General features: G+C 62.2%; 23 protein-coding genes and 2 pseudogenes. 15 read left to right on the forward strand and 10 right to left on the reverse strand.

Translation table 11 applies throughout. The features are described from left to right. Positions 1 to 48: 48 nt before the first annotated feature. Together ABT23_RS08435 and ABT23_RS08440 are read right to left on the reverse strand one after the other, a co-directional pair. Complete coding sequence (locus tag ABT23_RS08435; protein ID WP_296633626.1) at positions 49 to 714, reverse strand: FAD-binding oxidoreductase; 666 nt, start codon at positions 712 to 714, stop codon at positions 49 to 51. A 46-nt stretch (positions 715 to 760) separates the two neighbouring features. Beyond that, on the reverse strand, positions 761 to 1,180 hold the full coding sequence (locus ABT23_RS08440; RefSeq protein WP_296633630.1) for an AF1514 family protein: 420 nt from the start codon (positions 1,178 to 1,180) through the stop codon (positions 761 to 763). Positions 1,181 to 1,437: 257 nt separating this feature from the next. On the opposite strand from ABT23_RS08440, the pseudogene ABT23_RS08445 reads away from it, so the two are divergent. The 4 genes and pseudogenes from ABT23_RS08445 to ABT23_RS08460 form a co-directional block, all read left to right on the forward strand. Continuing rightward, positions 1,438 to 2,109 (forward strand): annotated as a pseudogene (locus tag ABT23_RS08445) (TrpB-like pyridoxal phosphate-dependent enzyme); the annotation flags it as partial. A gap of 91 nt (positions 2,110 to 2,200) precedes the next feature. Continuing rightward, a complete protein-coding gene (locus tag ABT23_RS08450) occupies positions 2,201 to 2,785 on the forward strand; it encodes a pyridoxal-phosphate dependent enzyme (protein ID WP_296633632.1) in 585 nt (194 codons plus the stop codon). A gap of 127 nt (positions 2,786 to 2,912) precedes the next feature. Further along, the gene (locus ABT23_RS08455; RefSeq protein WP_296633634.1) at positions 2,913 to 3,428 is read left to right on the forward strand and encodes a hypothetical protein; all 516 of its coding nucleotides are present in this window, start codon (positions 2,913 to 2,915) and stop codon (positions 3,426 to 3,428) included. A gap of 150 nt (positions 3,429 to 3,578) precedes the next feature. Further along, positions 3,579 to 3,719, forward strand: coding sequence for a hypothetical protein (locus ABT23_RS08460; RefSeq protein WP_296633636.1), 141 nt, complete (start codon positions 3,579 to 3,581; stop codon positions 3,717 to 3,719). Between the two features lie 77 nt (positions 3,720 to 3,796). Here the strand turns inward: ABT23_RS08460 and ABT23_RS08465 are convergent, their stop codons facing one another. Both ABT23_RS08465 and ABT23_RS08470 read right to left on the reverse strand, forming a co-directional pair. Beyond that, entirely contained in the window at positions 3,797 to 4,000 is a 204-nt protein-coding gene (locus ABT23_RS08465; protein ID WP_296633639.1) for a hypothetical protein, read from the reverse strand. A 117-nt stretch (positions 4,001 to 4,117) separates the two neighbouring features. Then, on the reverse strand, positions 4,118 to 5,155 hold the full coding sequence (locus ABT23_RS08470; RefSeq protein WP_296633642.1) for an aldo/keto reductase: 1,038 nt from the start codon (positions 5,153 to 5,155) through the stop codon (positions 4,118 to 4,120). A 211-nt stretch (positions 5,156 to 5,366) separates the two neighbouring features. Here ABT23_RS08470 and ABT23_RS08475 point away from each other — a divergent pair, with 211 nt between their 5' ends. Further along, positions 5,367 to 6,611 (forward strand): EAL domain-containing protein, encoded by a 1,245-nt coding sequence (locus ABT23_RS08475; RefSeq protein ID WP_296633645.1) that lies wholly within the window; start codon positions 5,367 to 5,369, stop codon positions 6,609 to 6,611. Positions 6,612 to 6,664: 53 nt separating this feature from the next. Here ABT23_RS08475 and ABT23_RS08480 read toward each other — a convergent pair. Beyond that, positions 6,665 to 6,892: pseudogene (locus ABT23_RS08480) on the reverse strand (cupin domain-containing protein); the annotation flags it as partial. 484 nt (positions 6,893 to 7,376) lie between these two features. Between ABT23_RS08480 and ABT23_RS08485 the strand changes: the two are divergent. Continuing rightward, positions 7,377 to 8,387, forward strand: a complete 1,011-nt coding sequence (locus ABT23_RS08485; protein ID WP_296633646.1) for a GGDEF domain-containing protein — start codon at positions 7,377 to 7,379, stop codon at positions 8,385 to 8,387. A gap of 38 nt (positions 8,388 to 8,425) precedes the next feature. Here ABT23_RS08485 and ABT23_RS08490 read toward each other — a convergent pair whose 3' ends face one another. Continuing rightward, the gene (locus ABT23_RS08490) at positions 8,426 to 9,019 is read right to left on the reverse strand and encodes a hypothetical protein (protein WP_296633650.1); all 594 of its coding nucleotides are present in this window, start codon (positions 9,017 to 9,019) and stop codon (positions 8,426 to 8,428) included. A 125-nt stretch (positions 9,020 to 9,144) separates the two neighbouring features. On the opposite strand from ABT23_RS08490, the gene ABT23_RS08495 reads away from it, so the two are divergent. From ABT23_RS08495 to ABT23_RS08505, 3 genes are all read left to right on the forward strand, one after another. Continuing rightward, positions 9,145 to 9,714 (forward strand): YSC84-related protein, encoded by a 570-nt coding sequence (locus ABT23_RS08495; RefSeq protein ID WP_296633652.1) that lies wholly within the window; start codon positions 9,145 to 9,147, stop codon positions 9,712 to 9,714. A gap of 301 nt (positions 9,715 to 10,015) precedes the next feature. Then, complete coding sequence (locus ABT23_RS08500; RefSeq protein ID WP_296633655.1) at positions 10,016 to 11,332, forward strand: cation:proton antiporter; 1,317 nt, start codon at positions 10,016 to 10,018, stop codon at positions 11,330 to 11,332. A gap of 220 nt (positions 11,333 to 11,552) precedes the next feature. Next, on the forward strand, positions 11,553 to 13,904 hold the full coding sequence (locus tag ABT23_RS08505; RefSeq protein ID WP_296633657.1) for a Tex family protein: 2,352 nt from the start codon (positions 11,553 to 11,555) through the stop codon (positions 13,902 to 13,904). 108 nt (positions 13,905 to 14,012) lie between these two features. On the opposite strand, the gene ABT23_RS08510 is transcribed toward ABT23_RS08505, so the two are convergent. The 4 genes from ABT23_RS08510 to ABT23_RS08525 all read right to left on the reverse strand — a co-directional run bounded on the left by ABT23_RS08510 (position 14,013) and on the right by ABT23_RS08525 (position 18,097). Then, positions 14,013 to 14,747 (reverse strand): PEP-CTERM sorting domain-containing protein, encoded by a 735-nt coding sequence (locus ABT23_RS08510; protein ID WP_296633660.1) that lies wholly within the window; start codon positions 14,745 to 14,747, stop codon positions 14,013 to 14,015. A gap of 342 nt (positions 14,748 to 15,089) precedes the next feature. Next, positions 15,090 to 15,977 (reverse strand): hypothetical protein, encoded by an 888-nt coding sequence (locus tag ABT23_RS08515; RefSeq protein WP_296633662.1) that lies wholly within the window; start codon positions 15,975 to 15,977, stop codon positions 15,090 to 15,092. Positions 15,978 to 16,291: 314 nt separating this feature from the next. Further along, a complete protein-coding gene (locus ABT23_RS08520) occupies positions 16,292 to 17,347 on the reverse strand; it encodes an RNA methyltransferase (protein WP_296633664.1) in 1,056 nt (351 codons plus the stop codon). Between the two features lie 393 nt (positions 17,348 to 17,740). Beyond that, complete coding sequence (locus ABT23_RS08525; RefSeq protein ID WP_296633666.1) at positions 17,741 to 18,097, reverse strand: nuclear transport factor 2 family protein; 357 nt, start codon at positions 18,095 to 18,097, stop codon at positions 17,741 to 17,743. A gap of 481 nt (positions 18,098 to 18,578) precedes the next feature. Here ABT23_RS08525 and ABT23_RS08530 point away from each other — a divergent pair, with 481 nt between their 5' ends. The 6 genes from ABT23_RS08530 (at position 18,579) to ABT23_RS08555 (ending at position 23,081) form a co-directional block, all read left to right on the forward strand. Continuing rightward, positions 18,579 to 19,985, forward strand: coding sequence for a PLP-dependent aminotransferase family protein (locus ABT23_RS08530; RefSeq protein WP_296633669.1), 1,407 nt, complete (start codon positions 18,579 to 18,581; stop codon positions 19,983 to 19,985). Positions 19,986 to 20,023: 38 nt separating this feature from the next. Further along, the gene (locus ABT23_RS08535; RefSeq protein WP_296633672.1) at positions 20,024 to 20,512 is read left to right on the forward strand and encodes a cupin domain-containing protein; all 489 of its coding nucleotides are present in this window, start codon (positions 20,024 to 20,026) and stop codon (positions 20,510 to 20,512) included. 163 nt (positions 20,513 to 20,675) lie between these two features. After that, positions 20,676 to 21,593 carry a DMT family transporter gene (locus ABT23_RS08540; RefSeq protein WP_296633674.1) on the forward strand — a complete coding sequence of 306 codons (918 nt, stop codon included), beginning with the start codon at positions 20,676 to 20,678 and terminating at the stop codon, positions 21,591 to 21,593. A 51-nt stretch (positions 21,594 to 21,644) separates the two neighbouring features. After that, entirely contained in the window at positions 21,645 to 21,884 is a 240-nt protein-coding gene (locus ABT23_RS08545) for a DUF3820 family protein (RefSeq protein WP_296633677.1), read from the forward strand. 159 nt (positions 21,885 to 22,043) lie between these two features. Then, entirely contained in the window at positions 22,044 to 22,400 is a 357-nt protein-coding gene (locus tag ABT23_RS08550; RefSeq protein ID WP_296633679.1) for a hypothetical protein, read from the forward strand. A 231-nt stretch (positions 22,401 to 22,631) separates the two neighbouring features. Further along, entirely contained in the window at positions 22,632 to 23,081 is a 450-nt protein-coding gene (locus ABT23_RS08555) for a hypothetical protein (RefSeq protein ID WP_296633682.1), read from the forward strand. Positions 23,082 to 23,132 lie beyond the last annotated feature (51 nt).

Raw genomic sequence — 23,132 nt, forward strand, 5'->3', positions numbered from 1 at the left:
CCCCGTTTTTATTTGAAATCTTGCCGGCCGGGCAAGCGGGCCGGGATGTCATCGTTCGAACACCAGGCTTTCCGAACGCGCCCCCAGATCCGTCAGGGCAGCGTTGATCGCATCCATGAAGGGCGGTGGGCCGCAGACGTAGAAACGCTGCGTGAAATCACTGACCATTTCTTCCAGAAACGCACGATCGACACGCCGGTTTTCATAGCCAGGCGCCGTGGCACCGGTACAGGTCAGGATGCAGCGCCCACCCAGCACATGGCGCAATTCCCTTTCGCAGATCACGTCGCGTGGGGCCTTGTTGGAAAAGATCAGGGTCTGCCTATCCAACTCCCCCTTGCCCGCCAGGTCGCGCAGGATGGCGAGAAAAGGCGTGATGCCTGCACCGCCGGCGATGAACACGCCAGGTCCTTCGTAGCGGATCGTGCCAAACGGCTCGGACATCAGGAGCTCGGCGCCCGGCTCCAGCTGGTGGAGCGCCTGGGTCACGCCCGCGTGGTCGGGATAGGCCTTGATGGTGAATTCGAGCACCCGGTCGTCGGCCAGTCCGGTGGGCGTGAACGGCCGGCCCTGCTCCCGCAGGCCGGGTCGGTTGACCGCCAGTTCCACCCCCTGGCCGGGCACGATGGAAAATCCTTCCGGCTTGCTGACGATGAAATGCTTCACGTCGTGGGTGACGAACTGGCTCATCAGCAGCGTGACGGTATGGTTCATTGCCCTATTTCTCCTGTGACATGCATGCCTGGCGTCCAGGTACGCGTCAAAACTGATCGGCCATCCAGCCATCCAGCAGGATGCAGGCCTCCCGCTTGGGCACCGGGGAATCTATTCCCTGCAGGGGCGTAAAGCAGAGGTAGGGGTTGCCGTCGCGATCCGTCAGGTTGCGCAGCGGCATGTCGCCCACGGTCTCGTAGCCGCGCGTGTCCATCAGGATGAACTGGTAGTCATCCCCCACGCTGACCTCCAGCCTGCCACCGTTGCCCTCCCCGTATTTTTCCCACCAGGTTTCCGGATCGGCGCCGTCGTAGAAAGGCAGCGTTTCGCCCATCCCGCCGCTCCGATGCCACGACATGATGGTCGGATCCTTCATCTGGTTCGCTTTCGCCGCTTCTTTCGCGAGCAGGCTGGCGGCCTGGAAGCCTTGGTCCGGGCCTTGATAGTCGATATGTACGTTTCTCATGGTGAACGTCTCCTGAGTTAATGGAACATCGGGGGAGGGCAGTACGGGATCAGCATGCAGCCTGTACTCATTTGTAGGCCAATACCCGACAAAAACAATCAGGAATTTCGCGTGCGGATTTGCCGTCCGCCAGCCGCCCCATTCGGACCGTACCGGCTTGCGGCTTCGTTGACGGCCCGGAGCGATTGGTCGATGATGGTTTTGGTCGACCTGCCTGTCCGAAATGCCGACACGATCCCATAAAAAAGGAGAATGCCATGCCGCAAACCAAGTTCCTGCTCGATGAATCCGAGATTCCCACCCACTGGTACAACATCGTCGCCGACATGCCCAACCGGCCGGCGCCGCCGCTGGGTCCGGACGGCAAGCCGATCGGCCCCGAGGCGCTGACGGCGATCTTCCCGATGAGCCTGATCGAGCAGGAAATGTCTGCGGAACGCTGGATCCCGATCCCGGAAAAAGTGCGCGAGATCTACCAGCTGTGGCGTCCCTCGCCGCTGTTCCGCGCCCATCGCCTGGAAGCGGCGCTCGGCACCCCGGCGAAGATCTACTACAAATACGAAGGTGTTTCGCCGGCTGGCTCGCACAAGGTCAACACCTCGGTGGCCCAGGCCTACTACAACGCCGAAGCCGGCATCAAGCGCATCGCCACCGAAACTGGCGCCGGGCAATGGGGCTGCTCGATGGCGCTTGCCGGGCAGATGTTCGGGCTCGAGGTGCGCGTGTACATGGTCAAGGTCAGCTACGGGCAGAAGCCCTACCGCCGCTCGATGATGCAGACCTGGGGCGCGGAAGTGTTCGCCAGCCCGAGCAGGGAAACCAACTCCGGCCGTGCTGCGCTGGCGGAAGACCCCGACAACCCGGGCTCGCTCGGCCTGGCGATTTCCGAGGCGGTGGAAGATGCCGCCTCGCGTGCCGACACCAACTACGCCCTCGGCTCGGTGCTGAATCATGTCCTGCTGCATCAGACCGTGATCGGAAGCGAAGAAGCAGTTCGAGAAGGCCGGCGATTACCCCGACATGATCTTCGCCCCCTGCGGCGGCGGTTCCAACTTCGGCGGCGCGGCCTTCCCCTTCTTCGCCGACAAGGCCGCCGGCAAGAACGTGCGCCTGGTCGCGGTCGAACCCGCCTCCTGCCCCACCCTGACGCGCGGCCACTACGCCTACGACTTCGGCGACACCGCCAAGCTCACGCCGATGATGCTGATGTACACGCTCGGTCACGACTTCATGCCGCCCGGCATCCACGCCGGCGGCCTGCGTTACCACGGCGACTCGGCGCTGGTGTCGCAGCTCTATCACGAGAAGCTGCTCGAAGCGGTGGCGGTGCACCAGCTCGCCACCTTCAAGGCGGGTGTCACCTTCGCCCGCGCCGAGGGCATCGTCCCGGCGCCCGAGTCCAACCATGCCATTGCCGCCTGCATCGACGAGGCCCTGCGCTGCAAGGCAAGCGGCGAACAGAAGACCTTGTTCTTCAACCTGTCCGGCCACGGCCACTTCGACATGGCGGCCTACGACAGCTACTTCAGCGGCAAGCTCGAAGACTTCGCCTATCCGGAAGAAGCGATCGAGGCTGCGCTCGCGCGCCTGCCGAAAGTGGGTTGATCGCCCGGTGACGTCCGGTACGGTCCGGACGTCGCCCAACCGGTTGTCGGCAAGCTATCGCTCCCACAAGCAGGCAGATAGAATCCTCCCGCCTTTACTGGAAAGGCGTTCATAGGGAGGAGTTGTTTTGAATAAGATCAATCTAGTCGTTTTAATATCTGCAACGATGCTGGGATCGGGCTGCGCTTCGATTGTTTCCGGCCAGAATCAGAGCGTCTCGGTGGAAACGCGCAGCAAGCAGGGCGAAGCTGTCATGAGCGCGAACTGCAAGCTCTCCAACAACAAGGGCACCTGGTTTGTCACAAGTCCAGGCTCGGTGACCGTCAGGCGCAGCTACGAAGATTTGCTGATCAACTGTGAGAAGGAAAACCAGGAGCCGGGGCTGGCCAGCGTGAAGTCGTCGACCAAGGCCATGGCGTTCGGCAACATCATTTTTGGTGGCGTGATCGGTGCAGGCGTCGACGTGGCAAGCGGCGCTGCGTATGACTACCCAACCATGATCACTGTCCTGATGGGCGAAAAAGTTACCATTGATGCGCCACCTGCGGACAAACCGGAGGGAACGCAACAGCCACAGGCTACAACTGGAGCCGTTTCAACCGTCGCAACAAGCGCCGCTCCTACGAACGAAGCCCATCCCTGAGGTCATGCATTCGGGCAGGGTTCATGCGGACCCTGCCCGTCAAACATCGCACTATCCACCGCCCCCAATCAGCGACGTCAATTCTGCGGCATCCTGCGCCGCCTTGCTTCCGCTATTGTTGTTTGGCCCGGCGCCCATTATTGTTCAGGTATGAAACCCAACTATCAGTACGAAAAACGGCAACGCGAGCTGGAAAAGAAAAAGAAGAAAGCTGAGAAGGCGCTCAAGAAAGCCACGGTGCCCGAGACGCCTCCGGCACCGGAGACCGTCGTTCCACAGGACAGAACCTAAGGATCGACGCCCCGGTGTTGGCGGGCGTGAATGCTCTGGCCGGCATCCGCATGCCGGTATCTGCAGGGGCCTGTCCGTTACGTGTCGTGCTCGCGCTGGCTCGCCTGCCACTGCGCAAAACGGGCACGGATTTCCGGCATTGTCTTGGCCTCATCAAGCAGTTGATGAATTGCCGACAGTCCACAGTGGGCATCGATCAGCGTCTGCAACATATCCAATAGTTCCGATTCCACGATATCGCTTCGTTCGGCGTGCGGTGGCGCATTTCTGGCCGTCATCATGACGCACCTCCTGAGTGATCCAACGATCAGGGAGGTGCGATTACCATGCCAGAAAACTGGTAAGTTTCCACCACAGCGAATGCGCGCACCGGACAGTGCGAACAGCCTGCCCCGGGTTCAGGGTGCCGGATTGGGGAACTGCAGGTGGATGCGTTCGATATCCGCCAGGATGTCAGGGTTCAGCCTGGTCTCGCGCGCCGCCAGATTCTCCTGCAACTGCGCCATCGTGGTGGCACCGACGATCGTACTGCCGACGCACCAGCGGTTATAGACGAAACCCAGTGCCAGCTGGGTGGGCGTCAGGCCATGCCGCCGGGCGAGTGCCGCATACGCGGCCACGGCCGGCGCCGTGTTGGGCTTGCCATAGCGGCCGGCGAATCCGGCGAACAGATTCACCCGCCCTGGCGTTTTCGGGTCATCCAGGTATTTGCCGGACAGCACGCCGAAGCCGAGCGGCGAGTAGGCCAGCAAACTGATGCGCTCGCGGAAACCGATTTCGGCCAGGCCGTTTTCCCAGGTCCGGTTCAGCAGGCTGTAGGCGTTCTGGACCGAAACCGGGCGGGGCAGTCCCAACGTGTCGGCCAGCCGCAGCACCGTCATCAGCCCCCACGGCGTTTCGTTGGACAGCCCCCAGTGGCGAACCTTGCCTGCCCGGATGAAATCGGCCAGCGTGGCCAGGGTTTCCTGCAGTGGAACGGTCTCGCGCTCCTGAGTCGGGTCGAAATGATAGTGGCCGAACATGGGCACATTGCGGTCGGGCCAATGCAACTGATAGAGATCGACGTAATCCGTCTGCAGTCGCTGCAGCGATCCGTCAAGCGCCAGTTGCAGGTTCGCCCGGTTGAAATCGAGCCGGCCTTCCCGGATCCAGTCCAATGCCCGGCCCGGGCCGGTTGCCTTGGTCGCCAGGACGATGCGGTCGCGGGCCTGGCGCTTCAGCCAGGTGCCCACATGGCGTTCGGTCAGCCCCGTCGTCTCCGCCCGTGCCGGTACCGGATACATCTCGGCAGTATCGAAGAAATTGACGCCCTGACCCAGGGCATAGTCCAGTTGGGCATGCGCATCGGCCTCGCTGTTCTGCTGCCCGAAAGTCATGGTGCCCAGGCAGACAGGTGGGACGGACAGGTCGCTGTTGCCGAGTAGGATTGCGTTCATCTGGAAAGATAGGCCTCAAGTTCTGCGAGGACGCGCCGCTACCTCGTCTTGCAAAGCGCACGAAGATGCAGCGATACGTCTCTGACTCCCGTCACGGTGACAGGTTCGGACGACACCGCATTCAGCACTCAGGCCCCAGGGCGATGTCGATGAACTGAATGCTCTGCCGAGAACGATACAAACACAAGTCTTGCGAGGAGACTGGATGGGCATGGAAACCTTTCTGGCGCGGCAACCCATTGTGGATGCCGAACATCGCCTATTCGCCTACGAACTTCTGTTCAGGCAATCGATGGCCTCCGTTTCGGCCCAGATCAGCAGCCAGCTGCAGGCCGGCGTCAGCGTCATCAGCAATACCCTCTGTCTCGGCCCCGACTGGCTGCTGCAAGGCAAGCTCGCCTTCATCAATCTGGACGAAGCCACCCTGATGAGCGATTTCGTCTGCCTGCTGCCACCCCAGCACGTGGTCTACGAAATCCTCGAGACCGTCCCCGTCTCGTCGGTGCTGATCGCCCGCATCCGGGAACTCCGGCAACTCGGCTACCGTTTCGCCCTGGATGATTTTGTCTGCCTGGAGGAATACCGCCCGCTGCTGCCGATGGTCGATTTCGTGAAACTCGACGTGCTCGAACAGCATCCCGAAAAAACCGTGGAAATCCTCGCGCACATCCAACGCGACTTCAACGGCCAGTTCATCGCCGAGAAGGTCGAGACCCGCGAGATGTTCGAACTCTGCCGCAACAGCGGCATCCAGTATTTCCAGGGCTATTATTTCGCCCGCCCGGAGAATCTGGCCAACAAATCCATCCAGCCGGGCCAGCTGGCCGTACTCGACCTGATGAACAAGGTCAGCAGCTGCGAAGACCTGAGCGACATCGAAGAGCCGCTACGTCGCAATGCCGCGCTGACCCTGCGTCTGCTGCGCTATGCCAATTCCGCCGCCGCTGGACTCCAGCAGCAGATCCATACGGTGCGCCAGGCCCTGACCCTGATTGGGCTGAAGACGCTGTATCGCTGGCTCGCGTTGCTGCTGGTCACCGCCAAGCCGACGCCCACCAACGCCCTGGCGGCGCGGACAGCCGTGACGCGCGGCCGCATCTGCGAGCTGCTCGGCCAGTCCCGGCTCGACCGCCAGGCCCAGGACGAATTGTTCATCACCGGGTTGTTCTCCCTGGCCGAACCGCTGATGGAAGTCCCGCTTGCCCGGCTGCTCGAACGACTCCCCATGCCCGATGCCGTCGTCCAGGCCCTGGTCCACCAGACGGGGCCTTATGCGCCCTTCCTGAAACTCGCCGAAGCGTCGGAACGCGGCGATTTCGAGCGCATCGCCCGCTACGCCAGCGACATCGACTCCAGTCCGGAAGAAGTCAATCTTGCCCAATTGCAGTCACTCGCCTGGACCGAAGAGCTGACCAGCGAAGCCAGCCCTGTTACGGACGAATCTGCTTATGGCTGACCGTCTACGATCCCGCCTGCCATGAAAAAGCGCTCCCCGGATCCGGAACGCGATCAGGCTGGCCGGCGATCCGTCACCGGCAAATGACCTGTCTTGACGAAGATCGTACACCCCGTGCGGCTGTAGGGTTGGTGGCGGCTCATGTGCGGACTGCGGATCCAGGTGCCTGCCGGGTAACGACCGTATTCGTCTTCGAACACGCCGGACAGGACCAGGATTTCCTGATCCTGCCCCTGCCTGGCCAGCTCGAGTACACATCCCGGTGCGCACCGTACCACGCCGGTTGTCTGGGCGCTCTACGCGTCGACGCGATCGAGCTGCTTGCAGTCGCCTCGCGCGCCATCCGTCGCCAGCCATGCCATCGCTTCCGTATCCAACCCGATGCGTGCGTTCAAATCGGCGTTCATCACCTTATACCCTTTCACATCTGCTGCCCTTGAGAAAACGTATTGTCCAACCGCCATGCGCGCACGATAAAGCCATTTCTGGAGGGCTGGCATCAGGAAAAACGATGGGCATTGAGTACCGGCTCCATCGACCCCGTTCCACGGGAAGTCACATCGAGCTGTTATTCTGCCATTTCATTTTATTGGGCGGGATACCGATACCTATCGGACATCATTGATTCATTTTACCGGCCCAGCCCCAGGTAGCTGCTGCATGACAGAGATCCCGCCGCATAGTTTATTTCGACGCTGGCCCTTGATGGGCGTGGCGCCCGAGGACTCGGAAGATCTCCGCCTGAAGAAAGCGGTGATGACGATCATGTCCACCAGTATCGCGTTTCCGGCCATGTTCTGGAGCGTCTTCTATCTGTACAACGGTTACCCCTTCTCCGGCGCCATTCCACTCGCGTATTCCGTCATTTCCTTCAGCAGCATTCTGCACTTTTTCAAGACCCGGCACTTCGCCTTCTTCTGCTTCAGCCAGCAACTGCTCATCCTGCTGGTTCCCTTTCTTCTGATGTGGAGCCTGGGCGGCTTTGCCAACGGCAGCGTGGTAATGATCTGGGCCGTCTTCGCGCCACTGGCGGCCTTGTTCTTCATCAACCTGAAGGCAGCAACGCACTGGATGCTGGCCTTTCTCGCCCTGCTCGTCTTCTCTGCGCTCTTCGACCAGACCTTTGCCGCCCATGCGCGTCCAATGCCGGCCGGGCTCAATACCATCTACTTTCTCCTGAACCTCGGTGGCGGTTTCATCCTGATTGCGATCATGCTGTATTACTTCGTCAAGGATCGTGAATCCGCCTATACGAAGCTGCAGCAAAGCGAGACGCACATCCGCGAACTGATGCTCACCGACCCCCTCACCGATGTGGCGAACCGGCGGCACCTGGATGGCAGGATGGTCATGGAACTGAACCGCCAGATGCGCTATGGCCCGCCCCTGTCCGTCATCCTGACCGACATCGACTGGTTCAAGCGCATAAACGATACGTATGGACATGCAGCAGGCGACACCGTGCTCAAGGCATTTGCCGGCCATCTCAGAGGCAGCCTCCGCGCCAGCGATTTCGTCGCACGGTATGGCGGGGAAGAATTCGTGATGCTGCTGCCCAACACCACGATCGAGGATGCGACCGCCCTGGCAGAGCGGATACGCGACACAACCAAGCAGCTCCTGTTCGAGCAGCCTGAGCTGCGCGTGACGGCCAGCTTCGGCATAACGGCTGCGCGGCCCGGCGAGACCATGACAGAAGTCCTGTCGCGTGCCGACGAAGCCATGTACCAATCCAAATCCCATGGCCGGGACCGGGTCAGCGTGCTGATGGAATGACCCGGATGCGGGCCTCGTCGAATCGACGAACGGCCAGCTCAGCGTATCGCGAGATCCTGCACCCACACCAGCTCGCAGGCGCCGTTGCCCGAGTCGCTGCGCGTCATCGAACTGTTCCAGTGCCAGCCGTCCGGCCCCTGCACGCGCACGAGATAGCCGCTCAGCGCGACGATCTGACCCGTGCGCACCGCGCCCAGGCGCCGCTTGATGTCATCGTTGGCGGGGATCATGTGCATGTTCGCGCTATGCTCGACGATGTCCGCCGGCGGAATCGGGGGCGCGCCCGACCAACGGTAGAAATAGAAACGATTGCCCTGGCTGATCTGCAGGCGATCCAGCACCGCACTATCCGACATCGGTCCCCAGCCCAGTGCGAGATCCACGGGAGACAGATCGGCTTCGCGGCCCGCATGATAGGTCTCCGTCGAGAGCACGCGGGCTTGCAGCGAAAACGTCGCAGCCGGCCTGATCCGGTAGTCCGCCACCGAGAATGCCGGCAGACCCGACCGGTCGATCTGCACCGGGTCGTCCGGTGCAAGGATGCCCGCGGCATGATCGACGGGCCGCGTGGAAAAATGATTCCACGCACCGGCAGCGATGACAACGATGAGCAGGGCGGGAACGAGTCGCATGGGCCTGACAGAAGAGACGAACGCTTCCCTCTATCGGACAGAACTGTCGCGCGATTGAGGTGTCCACTGACTCCCCTGTGCTGCACTACACTGTTTATATGAAACCTGTACGAAGGAGAACGTCCATGAATCCCACGATTGCGACACGGCGGAACCTCGTTCCCGCCCTGATGCTGACGGCGCTGACCGCCTTGTTCCTTGCCGCCTCCAGGGCACACGCGGCCAGCGCGTCCGAAATCGATCGCGAGGTCGACGCGACGCTGAAGGCCTTCCAGAAGATCGAAGGCGCCAAGGCCTATCTCGGCATAGCCAAAGGCGCGCTGGTATTTCCCAAGGTCTACAAGGCCGGCATCGGGGTCGGCGGCGAATACGGCGAAGGCGCGCTGCGGGTAGGCGGAAAATCCGTCGCCTACTACAGCACCGCCGCCGCCTCCATCGGCTTCCAGTTGGGCGCGCAAGCCAAGAGCATCGTCGTCCTCTTCACCAACGAATCCGCCCTCGAAAAATTCCGCGCAAGCGAGGGCTGGAAAGTCGGCGTGGACGGCTCCGTCGCCCTGGTGGATCTCGGCGTCGGCAAAGCGGTCGACACCAACAACATCAAGGATCCGATCGTCGGCTTCATCTTCGGCCAGAAAGGGCTGATGTACAACCTGACCCTGGAAGGCTCGAAGTTCACCAAGCTGGACAAGAAGTAATCCCGTCACGGACGGGACGGGGATCGCCAAGGGAGTCTGGCGCTGCAGTGGAATCAATGCGTGAAGCCCGTGCTGGCGTCAACTCGCCCGTCAAGTACGAAGAGATCCTCGGTCGTCCTGGCCGAGGAGTCCAGACGGACTGACGGAGTCGATACCGCCTGCGCCACTATCCACAAAACCTTCCGAAAACCAGGGGCAATCCACTCCGCCCCTTTGATTTTTCTTGATCGCCACATCCTGTTTGCAAACCCGCAGCCGCGGAGCGTGTCTCAAACAGGACCCACCCAGAGCAAGGCAAACAATGACTGACGCACAGTGGTTCATCTTCGTGGGCAGCCTGCTGCTTTTCATGGGCGTGACGTTTACCGTCCTCAAACGCCTGCCGGTCACATCGGTCATCATCTATCTGGCGGTGGGGCTGATCATGGGGCCCACGGTCCTCGACCTGTTTCATTTCAATCCGCTCAAGGAATCGGCACTGCTGGAAGTGCTGACCGAAGTCGCGGTGCTGATTTCCCTGTTTTCCGCGGGGGTCAAAATGCCGGTGCCGTTCGGGTTTGCGCGATGGCGCGCGCCCGTTTTGCTGGCAACGGTATCGATGGCGGTCAGCGTCGGCTTGATCACGCTTTTCGCGTATTACCTGCTCGGCCTGCCATTGGGTGCGGGTGTGCTGCTGGGTGCGATCCTGGCGCCAACCGATCCGGTGCTGGCAACGGACGTCCAGAGCCGCCATCCCGGCGACCGCGATCAATTGCGTTTCACGCTGACCTCCGAAGCCGGCATGAATGACGGCACCGCCTTCCCGTTCGTGATGCTGGGAATGGGCTTGTTGGGTCTGCATGAAATCGGCGATTTCGGCCTGCGATGGGCCGTGGTCGACGGACTGTGGGCAACGCTGGGCGGCATTGCCATCGGCGTGGCCGCGGGGGTCGCCCTGGCCTATCTGGGATGGACGTTGCGCGGCGAGCATCACGGGCACGAGTTGCTGGATGATTTTCTCGGACTTGGCCTGATCGGCTTGGTATACGGCTTGAGCGTACAGGTCCATGCGTGGGGATTTCTGGCGGTTTTTTTCGCTGCCGTTGCATTGCGCCAGACCGAACTGAAGCTCGCCAACACGCCCAAGCGTTCCCCAGATTCGCGCTCTGCCCTGGAAATCAGGCATACCGATTCGACCAATCCCGATCCCGACGTGTCACCCACCGTCAGCCAGGGGGCGCTCATATTCAAGGAACACCTGGAACGCCTGTCGGAGCTCATGTTGGTCCTGCTGCTGGGCGGGACGCTTTATCCCGATTCGTGGAGCTGGCGCGCGGTGGGATTGGCGCTGTTCCTGTTCATGGTGGCACGTCCGGTCAGTGTTTTCATCGGCCTGCTCGGCACCCGCACATCCTGGCGCATGCACGGCATGACAGGCTGGTTCGGGGTGCGCGGCATCGGTTCGCTTTATTACCTAATGTACGCCATCCAGCACGGGCTACCCGAACCCCTGGCGCTGGAGCTGATGCAATTGACGCTGATCGTGGTTACGCTGTCCATCGTGATGCATGGCATCAGCGTCAAGCCGCTCATGGGCCGTTTCTGGCGACGCAACAAGCGTCGTTCAATGCCGGCCTGAGCAGGCGGGGGGTTGGCAATCCCCCCATGAATGGCCATGCGTCTTGGCGCTTGGCTTGGTCGTTACATCGAGTCCATGCAAAAGCCGCATTGATGGGAACGTGCGCCATGGGTATCTCACACGTCGCAATGATTTGAAGATATTCGGCATAATGCGCAACCTATATGTTTCGCCCATCAGCCTCGCGACGTAGAGGCTGGCTCATTCATTCACCCGAACCATGCTCCCTTCCATCGAACATCGACTCGCCGCCGAGATCGCGGCCAAACCTGCTCAAGTGGCCGCGGCCATTGCCCTGCTTGACGAGGGGGCGACGGTGCCCTTCATCGCGCGCTATCGCAAGGAGGCGACCGGCGGGCTGGACGATATGCAACTTCGCCTGCTGGAAGACCGGCTGCGCTATCTGCGTGAACTGGAAGCGCGCCGCGCGGCCATCGTCGAGTCGATCTCCGAACAGGGCAAGATGACGCCGGAATTATTGAAGGCCATCTCGCTGGCTCCCGACAAGACGCAGCTGGAAGACCTCTATCTGCCTTACAAACCGAAGCGGCGCACCAAGGTGCAGATCGCGCAGGAAGCCGGACTGGAACCGCTGGCCGACGCCCTGCTGGCCAATCCGATGCTGAATCCGGAGGAGGAAGCGGCAAACTACCTGCGCGAGCCCTTCACGACCGAGCAGGGCGACAATCCGGGCGTGCCGGACGCCAAGGCCGCGCTCGACGGCGCGCGGCAGATCCTGATGGAGCGTTTCGCCGAAGACGCCAGCCTGTTGCAAGCCCTACGCGAATACGTGCAGGCGCACGGCGTCGTCGAATCCAAGGTGCGCGAAGGCAAGGACACGGCGGCGGAAAAATACGCCGACTACTTCGACTATTCCGAATCCCTGACCACCATCCCGTCGCACCGTGCGCTGGCACTGTTCCGCGGACGGCGCGAGGAGATGCTCGACGTGCGGCTGCGCCTCGACAGCGAGGAGGAACGTCCGGCCTGGAGCGCGCCGCTCAATCCGTGCGAGACGCGCATCGCCAGCCGCTTCGCTATCCAGGACCAGAACCGTCCCGCCGATCGCTGGCTGATGGACACGGTGCGCTTCACCTGGCGCGTGAAAAGCTTCATGCACCTGGAACTGGAACTGATGGGTGCGCTGCGCGCCCACGCCGAAACCGAAGCCATCCAGGTATTCGCACGCAACCTCAAGGACCTGCTGCTCGCCGCCCCCGCCGGGCCGCGCGCCACCATGGGGCTCGATCCCGGCGTGCGCACCGGCGTGAAAGTGGCAGTGGTCGACGAGACCGGCAAGGTGGTCGACACCGCCGTGATCTATCCGCATCAGCCGCGGAACGACTGGGACGGCTCGTTGCATACGCTGGCCAGGCTCGCCGAGAAACACCGCGTCGCGCTGATCGCCATCGGCAACGGCACGGCCTCGCGCGAAACCGACAAGCTGGCGCGCGACCTGATCAAGCTGCGTCCTGAACTGAAGTTGACCAGCATCGTCGTCTCCGAGGCCGGCGCGTCGGTCTATTCGGCGTCCGAATTCGCCTCGCGCGAACTGCCCGATATGGACGTCTCGCTGCGCGGCGCGGTGTCCATCGCTCGGCGGCTGCAGGACCCGCTGGCCGAACTGGTGAAGATCGATCCGAAGTCGATCGGCGTCGGCCAGTACCAGCACGACGTCAGCCAGTTCGAACTGGCGCGTTCGCTCGACGCCGTGGTGGAGGACTGCGTCAATGCCGTGGGCGTGGACGTCAACACTGCCTCCGCGCCCCTGCTCGCGCGCGTCTCCGGCCTCGGCAACAGCGTGGCGCAGGCCATCGTCGCGCACCGCGACGCCACCGGAAAATTTGCCAGCCGCGCGCAGCTGCGCGACGTGCCGCGCCTGGGCGAGAAGACCTTCGAACAGGCGGCGGGCTTCCTGCGCATCATGGGCGGCGACGACCCGCTCGACGCCTCCGCTGTCCACCCCGAATCGTATCCGCTGGTGCAAGCGATCCTCGCCGACATCAGGCAGGACATCAAGGGCGTGATCGGCAACGGCAGCCTGCTGAAGTCGCTCAATCCCTCCAAGTACGCCAATGAGCAATTCGGTATACCCACCATCAGCGACATCCTTAGAGAACTCGAAAAACCCGGCCGCGACCCACGCCCCGAATTCACCACGGCGGCGTTCAGGGACGGCGTGGAAACGCTGGCCGACCTCAAGCCCGACATGATCCTGGAAGGCGTCGTCACCAACGTCGCCGCGTTCGGCGCCTTCGTCGACGTCGGCGTGCACCAGGACGGCCTGGTCCACATCTCCGCCCTGTCCAACACTTTCGTCAAGGACCCGCACAGCGTGGTCAAGGCCGGGCAGATCGTGAAGGTCAAAGTGCTGGAAGTCGACGAGAAGCGCAAGCGCATCGCGTTGACGATGCGGCTAAGCGATGCGGCAACGCCGGTGGACAGGAAGCCACACGCGGCGCCGCGCGACAATCGCAGCCAGGGCAAACCGCCAGTAGAAAAATCGAAACGGACGCCCGCACCTGCGATGGGTGGTGCCATGGCCGCGGCGTTTCAGAAGCTGAAGGGATAAGACGGCGTTGGCTGATTCGTATCTAAATACGAATCTTCGGGGCCGCTATAATGCCGGCTGTCCTCCTGACTCCGTTCCCTTTTTCAGCGTCTGTCTATCCAGCTCCGCTCAGGCAACACGTGCTGCACGCCGACTCGCGGCCAGCCCGACCAGCCCAAGCCCTGCCACGAACAAAGCGGATCCCGCAGGCTCAGGCACGCTACTGATCACGAGTTGTGGCGCATTCGATCCCGCAGTTGACAAGAATCCCGAGACGAAGAGACTTTCCCTGTTGACCACGGCATCCAGCGTGGTAATTTTTCCGCCCACAGCAAACATACCGTGGGCTGCATTCAATGCAGCCACCCCCGAAGCATTCAGGCTGATTTCAACGAACTTACCGTTGTCTGCCAGACTGGCGGTGTACATGCCGAAGTTCTGCCCCGATCCGAGATCACTGAAAATGGCTTGCCCGACCAGAGAGCCTACTCCATATCCTGCCACCAGATCCGCGGTCGCCGTGGAGACATCGAACAAGGCATAGTTTTCGGTCGGATCGGAGCTCGTGTACCCAAAAGGAAAGCCGGGCGAAACGGGTGTATCGGGGTTGTACACCCGCAGTATCGCCCCCGTAATCGGCCCACTCACACCCGACAGGTCGAACAGAAAGTAATTGTTCAGCGTATAGCCGGACTGCGCACCCCCCACCGAATAGTTGTCGTTGAATTCAACGTGTTCGCCGGCATTGGAGTACCAGCCCGCGCCCACTGCAGAGTATGTCGTGTCAGCCTTCACTCCCACTGAAAACGCAAGAGCGAGCGTGCCCAGCAGAAGTTGGACAGAACGTATTGTCATGTTGTGCATCTCAATATTCCCCCTGAATTGGTTCTTGTTGGCGCCATCAAAAGCAAAATCCGTTCTCCAGAACGCCCCCAACTGCCAACCTCTTGTTCCTGCTTGCAAAATTGTTGGCCGGACAGAAAAAACGGATTTCCTGTGTAAAACATCCCGACACCGCCAACGAAATGACGCCGCTTTTTATCTCGTCTTGGCCACCTCAACCTAAGCTACGCGGCTACTTGATTTCACTTGTGGCGTCTTCTATCAGCGGATCACATTTCGGGACTGCATTTTCTTCCCCTTGCTGTGAGGTCCCGACATCGCAAAACATGAGCCCCTCAAATTCCAACCCGGATTCGATTCCCGCTACCCGGGCTGCGCCTGTTTGGTCAATGCCCGGATAAAGCCGACCAGGTCGGCAAGGAACATGGCGATGGCCGCCCCCAGCTGCATGATCTTGGCGGCCATCGTCGCGCCGCCCGTTCCGATCAACAGCAGGACCGACGCGACAAGCTGGATGATCGCAACCGCATAGTCGATCCATGACAGGGATTGCAGGAAGGTGCCGACGACGGTTTTCAGATTGGTAGTGCCGCGCAGCCAGAACAGCACCTTCTTGATCAACTCCAGTTTTTCTCCCAGCTGCTCCAGCCGTTTCAGCTCCCGCACGGCAGTAGGGTTCATCACCTTCTTGAAGAATCCGCCCAGCGGTCCTTGCAGGCTCTTGGCCATCTTGCTTTTCTGCACCGCGACGCTCACGCTGGCTGCGGCAGCGACGATGCCCAGCACGTCGATGACGAGAAAACAGCCGTACAGGATGGCATCGGCGTTGGCCGCCACCATGGGGGCCGAGTCCATGCTCCCCGATATGGTCAGGATGCGTTCGCCATCGAGCAGGTAGACGTAATTGCCGTTTTCGATCCGTGTTTCGTAATTCACCTTGAGCGTATCGGCCAGCTTTGCATCGAGCGTGGCGCCCATCGGCGCCGCGATGCCGCTGACGAGCGTCGCCGTCGCCTGGGCTTCGGTGAAGTGCTTTTCACTGACGGCCTTCTGGAAATCCGCATCGTCTGCGAGCTCGGCCCAAGCCGCGGCTACGGCAGCCTCCGGCGTATCGGGCGGCGGCGCCACGCCCATGACCATCTCCTCCAAGGTCAACGCCTGAGGCGGCTGCAGCATCAACGCAATGGTGTCTTCGGCAAAAAAATCCGCGGCATATTGGATGCCGGTACTGTGGAAAGTTGTCAGTGCCATGTGTCCCTCCGTGTCTGATTTTCCGATCGGTGCCGTGCCATGCATCGCATGCTGACAGCCCGGCGAATATCTGAACGCTTCATGGATTCAGATCGTGTGTCCGTCCCGTTCACGTCCATCGTTCGCGTGCGCACACCGGAACGGCGGGCGGATCGCAGCGACCGCTTGTGTCGGGCAGCTAAAAACACTCTAGGTCGAATACCCGGAGAGGGATATACAACTTTAGTCGTAGTCGGGTGATCCGATGCGCCGACAAGACCACCGCACCGGCATTCAAGCGGCGGCGTTACTGAAGTCGAAAGGGTGAGAGCCTGTCAAACGTGGGACATACGCCCGGGGCTGACCCTTATCGTTCCTTCATCGATGCGCAGCGTTCGCGCCCGCAACTGGCCGCATCCGCCCTCGACATCCTGCCCCGCGGAGTGGCGCAGCTTGGTGAGCACGCCACGTTGGTGCAGGCTGCGCGCCATCTCGGCCGCCCGTTCCCAGCTCGGGCGCCGATAGTCGAATCCGTCGATGCCCTCGACTCGGTTGTAGGGAATCAGGTTCATCACCGCATACTTGCCGGCCAGCAATCGTGCGATCCCGTCCAATTCGGCATCGCCGTCGTTGATGCCTTCGAGCAGCGTCCACTGGTATTGGATCGGGTAGCCGGTGCGGCGGGCATAGGCCTCGCCCAACTCGACCAGTTCGACCGGCGCGATGTCGGGCGCCTTCGGCAGCAGACGCCGGCGCAATTCTTGATCGGTGGTGTGCAGCGAGAGCGCCAAGGCAGGCTTCACCACGGACAGCGGCAGGCGCTCGAACACGCGCCGGTCGCCGACGGTCGAGAAAACCAGGTTCTTGTGGCCGATGCCACCTTCCACGCCGAGCAGCTCGATGGCCTCCAGTACGTTGTCCAGATTGTGGGCCGGTTCACCCATGCCCATGAACACGACCTTCTTCACCGGGCGGCGGCTGCGCGCCAGCACCACCTGCGCGACGATCTCCGCGCTGGAGAGCTGGCGCAACAGACCGGCACGGCCGGTCATGCAGAACACGCAGCCCACCGCACAGCCGACCTGGGTCGACACGCACACGCCGTCACGCGGCAGCAGCACGCTTTCCACCGTCTGGCCATCCGCCAGTTCCACCAGCAAACGCGCCGAGCCATCCTCGCCGACATGCTCGGAATGCACCCGTGCGAGCGCATTCAGCTCATCGAACAAACCGGGAAGCGCATGACGCACCGACAGCGGCAGAAAATCCTCTGCACGCCGGCGCTTGTTATCGAGCGGGCGTACCTGAACCCACGCCCGCAGCACGCGCCCCTCATGGCAGGGCGCAGCGCCGAGAGCGCGAAGACGTTGTCGGAGTTGGGGGAGTCGCATGGCGGCGGATGGTAGCACGGGGAATGCCGGCGACTGCGGAGCGGCTTGGCCGCCATCGGCCATGTGTCGAGCAAGCCCTCGGAGCGTTCCCGTCCTACGCGCAGGCTACCCGACACCCCCCTTCAAGCCGGTCGCGGCATTCGAATCAGAACAGCCACTGCCCCACGGCCTGGCCCGCGACGGCCCGATAGCCTGAGGCCACTTCGCCATCCAGTTGCACGGTGAAAGTGAAAGCCCGGGATTTCTTGAAGACCAGCGCCGTACCCAGGTTGTAGGTGTTGCTTGCCAGGTTCTGGCCCGTGGTCTCTGCGGCCCCTGGAATTGAATCGAACCTGAACTAAACCCATGCCGTCTGGCCCGGGAATTCGCGCGGTAGAACGGACACTGCCCGCGCTACGGCAGATAGTGCGCCGCCGCCCGCTCGACGAGGCCGCTGGCATCGAAGAACAGCACTTCGATCACGGGACCACGCACGCCGTTGTAGTGAATCGCCACGCTGTCCGCCCCGGCAAACGTCGCCAGCAGTTCGAAGCGCAGGTCGGGGAAACGCGACAGGGCCCGCCTCCAGTAGTCCCCCACCGCGCGTTTTCCCTTGAGCACGCCGCTCGGTTCGCCCGCGATCACGGCGATATGCGGGGAAGACATCACGAAGTCCTCGCTGTAGTGCGACAGGATCCGGTCCAGGTCATGGCTGTTCCAGGCTTCGATCCATTCCTTGCCGAATCTGTCGGCTTGCGCTTTCGTGATCACGTGTCCTCCTGTTCCAGATGTGCGTTCCCAATCGTCGTGCCGAAATCAGCAGCCGACGCAGTGCGCCCGCCCGGCGTTCCCTTCGGCCATAGCGGACCGCGTACATGATGCCGCCCCGATCCACGCCCAGGTCATGCAGTGCGCGGTCGCTCAACGCACCGAGTTCGGATTCGGCCCGCCGGCAGGCCATGGCAACGGTCAGGCGCCGCAGGATTCTGCTTGCAACCCTCCGGATATAGCGCCTGCGCAAGGCAGCCGCCCGGCGCACTAGCTGCCGGACATCCGCGCTGCCTTCCTGTCGTATGTTGCCATCCATGCCCGGAATACTAGGCAGGTGCGGCGCCTCGATACAGATGCAGAAAAACGGGTTTTATTAGGATACAGTTGCATTCGGGGGCCAACTGTAACCATCGGGATCGGCTTCGCGTGTACTGCATCCGGGCACGGCGCTGGCCCTACACTGGCGAGACAGGAGGCTGCCATGAATTTGTACGAAAACCTCGCGACGCACGTGAAGAACGCCATCCGCCAAGGCGTGTACCAGCCCGGCGACCGCCTGCCCTCCGTCAGACGGCTGTCCGAACAGCACCGGGTCAGCCAGAACACGGCGGTGTCGGCCTACCGGCTGCTGGAAAGCCATGGCTGGCTGGAAGCGCGGCCGCAATCCGGATTCTTTGCGCGCCACCCCGAATCCTCGCTGCCCCCCGCGAAAGGCAACGACAATGCCGAAGGCCCCTGCACGGTCAGCGTCACCGAGGTCGCCCTGCGCCTGTGCCGCAACGCGCTGCAACCCGACCTGGTTTCGCTGGGCGCGGCCACGCCCCACCCCGGTTATCTGCCGCTGGCCGACCTGCGCGCCGCCTTCAACCGCAGCCTGCGCGACAGCAACGATGTCGCCAGCCGCTACAGCTTTCCCCCGGGTGAAGAACCCCTGCGCATCCGCATCGCGCAACGCGCCGCCGAACGCGGCTGTGCCTTCGGTCCGGACGACGTGGTCATCACCGACGGCTGCCAGGAAGCCCTGAACCTCGCCCTGCGCGCCGTGGCCCGGGCCGGCGACATCATCGCCATCGAGAGCCCCGCCTTCTTCGGCACCCTGCAGGCGATCGAGTCGCTGGGCATGCAGGCGCTGGAAATCCCCAGCGACCCGGTCACAGGCATCAGCCTCGACGCCCTGGCCCTGGCGCTGGAACGCTGGCCGGTCAAGGCCGTGGCGGTGGTGAGCAATTTCAGCAACCCCACCGGCAGCCTCATGCCCGACGCCCACAAGACCCGACTGGTGAAGATGCTCGCCGCGCGCGGCATTCCGCTCATCGAGGACGACATTTACGGCGACCTCGCGCATGGCCGCACGCGGCCGCGCCCGGCCAAGGCCTACGACCGCACGGACAACGTGCTGCTGTGCGCCTCATTCTCCAAGACCATCGCGCCCGGCTACCGGGTCGGCTGGATCGTGCCGGGCCGCTGGCGCCAGGCCGTCGAACACCTCAAGTACGTCAGCACCCTGTCCAGCGCCACCCTGCCGCAGCTGGCCGTGGCCCGCTACCTGGCGGACGGCCGCTACGAACGCCACCTCAACAAGGTACGCCGCTCCTACGCCGACAACCTGGCGCGCATGCAGGCGCACATCGCCCGGCATTTTCCGGCCGGCACCCGGACCTCGCGCCCCGACGGCGGCTTCGTGCTCTGGGTCGAACTGCCGGAGCACATCGATACGCTCGCCCTCCACGACAAGGCGCTGCGGCAAGGCATCAGCTTCACCCCGGGCAACCTCTTCTCGCCGCAGGGCCGCTATCGCAACTGCCTGCGGCTGGCCGCTGCCCTGCCCTGGGACACGCGGGTCGAGCAGGCGCTGGAAGCGCTGGGCAAACTCGCCCGGCGCGCCTGACCCGCATCACACTCACGCCATCAACGGGAGAAAACCGCATGACGCCCTCCACATCCGTCGCCCGCGTCGCCCTCGACATTCCGCCGCGCGACCGACCCTCCACCTACCCGCAAGCGATCCAGACCTTGCTGGGCGAACGCCTGGCCGGACGCGAAAAGCGCGCCCTGGGCGACGCCTTCGGCCTGACCAACTTCGGCGTCAACCTCACGCGCCTGGCGCCCGGTGCGGTCTCGGCCTTGCGCCATGCGCATTCCCGGCAGGACGAACTGGTCTACATCCTCGCCGGATCGCCCACCCTGCGCACCAACGTAGGCAGCATGCGCCTGGCGCCCGGCATGTGCGCCGGCTTCAAGGCCGGCACCGGCAATGCCAGCCAGCTGCTGAACGAAACCGGCGAAGACGTGCTGGTTCTGGAAATCGGCGACCGTTCGTCGGGCGACGAAGTCACCTACCCCGACGACGATCTGTTCGCCACCTTCGTCGACGGCCAGTGGCGCTTCTTCCACCAGGACGGTACGCCGTATTGAACGGGCACGCCGTCCGCAGCGGTCACGTCGCGCCGGTGCATCCAGTGCACAAAAGATCGCGGAACCTGCTTTTTTATCGTGCGGCTGCCGCCTGGGTGCACGACGCGATCGATTGCGTGGTCAGTGGTAATGTGAGCACTCCCGACATCCCGGAACCCATCGCATGACAGATGCCGATCCAACTATTCCGGCCCACCGTCTCAACCTGCTCAAAGGCTTTTCGGCAGCAGCGGTGGTCGTCATGATCTGGTCCGGGTTCAACATCGTCTCCCGGCTGGGCGGGCGCAGTCCGCTTACGCCCTATGACATGGTGGCCATCCGTTTCGTCGTCTCGGGAATGGCGTTTCTTCCCTTTATGTTGACCCGATGGAACCGCCTCAAGTGGCCGCGGCTTGCCGTACTTGCCGCGATTGGCGGCACGGGGTACACCTTGTTCATCTACTCGGGCTTTGCCCTTGCACCGGCCGCGCACGCGGGCATTCTGGTCAATGGCGGCATCCCCTTTGCGAGTGCATTGATCGCCTGGCTCATACTCGGGCACCGCCCTGGCATCCGAACCGAATTCGCCCTGCTGGTCGCGGGGCTGGGGATCGTGCTGATCGGCTTCCACAGCCTGGGCCAGATTTCCGGCGCCCCCGCCCATCAATGGGTGGGGGATATGTTCTTTCTCCTTGCCGCAATCAGCTTCGCAAGCTTCGTCTTGTTGCTCAAGCATTGGCATGTCCCACCCATCGAAGCAACGGTCGGGGTCTCCGTGATTTCCATGGTTTTCTACACGCCGGTTTATCTCTTGTTCCTGCCCAAGGCCATCACCACTGTTTCCCTGTCCTTCATTCTGTTGCAAGGCGTGTATCAAGGCATCCTGGCCGCCTCGATTGCCGGCCTGCTCTTCACCTACGCCATCCACAACATAGGACCGCAGAAGGCAACGCTCATGCTGGCCATGGTTCCCGGCATCTCGGCAGTGGCCGCCGTGCCATTGCTGAAGGAATCCCTCGATGCCGTAACCATTTCCGGCGTCGTGCTGGTGACGATCGGCGCGGTGCTGGGCGCGACACATCGATTGGCAAAACAGGGATGACGGGGTTCGTGCAGTCTGCCCCCTTTATTCGATGCCAAGGCAGTGGGTAACATGAATCCAAAGGACCTGGAATCACTTGTCACCCGGGAGATGCCTTTTGGCATGCACAAGGGCCGGATCATTGCGGACCTGCCGGGCAATTACCTCAACTGGTTCGCGCGCAACGGATTCCCTCCGGGTGAAATTGGCCGTTTGCTGGCCCTGATGCAGGAAATCGATCACAACGGCCTGGCGGACATTCTCACGCCGCTCCGGCAGCGATCGGGCCACCCGCCCGGGCCAACTGATTGAGTGTTTTTTTCAGATGGATGGAACGACGCCCCATTTGACGGGTCTTCAGCCTGCTTGCGCCCTACGCGGTCGCGCCCAAGGTTCGAAGGCGCGCGTCGAGCGCTCAGCCCGAGACCCGGTCGTATTCAAGCTTGAATCGCACGCTTTGATGGAGAACGCATGATCCTTGCCGCAATCGTTCTGTTTTGCCTGGCGGTGGCGCTGGGTCTGGGGCTCGTGGTGCTGGGCGTGCGCTACCGACGCGGCTCGCGGGCCCTGGCGGCGGTGCACGCCGGCCTTGCCCTGCTGGGCCTGGTCCTGTTGGGACGGCATATCTTCAGCAGTCCCGTTCACATGTTGTACAACGATGCGGCGCTTCTGTTCGTGCTGGCGCTGGCCGGCGGGCTGGTTCTGCTGGCCCTGCGCATGGGCACCCATGAACACCGCTCGCCACCACCGATGGTGGGCGTCAGCTTCCACGCGGCCATGGCCATCACGGCGCTGCTGCTGTTGGTGCTGGGGTATACGCATCCCTGACCCGGGGATTCCCTGGTTTCACGGTCAGCAAAATCAAGTCGGGAGAGTCGCATGGGGTGTGGAGGGCAGGCGGAGAGTGTTGCCCGCTACGGCCTCAGCCCAGCCAGAGCGGCGTAAGCAAACCGATCCTGGACATGGCCCTCCAACGCTGAAACTGTCATGAAATAAATCAGATTGTGTGGTTAGACTGTTTTCTCCAGTCGCTCTCCTCCAGAGAAACGGGATCTCGCCATGCGCCGAAAATATATCCTGTTTTACCTGCCATTGCTTCTGGCTTGGCATGGCGAAGCGCATGCTTCGCCAACCTGTGCAGCAACGGTCGGCGAATTGGGCGTCATGCTCGGCCACCCTATCTTCCCCCTGAAATGGGAAGAGACCACGATGGATGACGGCAAACCTCTGGTGATGTCCATTGTTGAAAACCATGGTTCTCTTTTTATGGAATTCACCAAAACCGGCGAGGGCCTTTGGGCAGAGAGCCGTGGCGTCATTTGCAAAACAGGTACGGATGTCGAAGCCCGGTTCAGCGGGGAGCAGATTCGCCTGGGGCCGGCGGCCAGCTGGCTTTTGCGCCTTGCATTAAAAAACGGTGGAAAATTCAAACTGACGAAGTTCGGGTCAGACCAGTTGCGTATCGCGACCAGCCGTTGGAGCGGGATTTTTTCTCCCACATCAAAGTAAGCTTGCTCCCGTGCCTGCCGGCGTCAGCGGCATCGGGAACACGTCAGTCCG

The organism is Thiobacillus sp. SCN 63-57, assembly GCF_001725555.1.
Classification (GTDB): domain Bacteria; phylum Pseudomonadota; class Gammaproteobacteria; order Burkholderiales; family Thiobacillaceae; genus Thiobacillus.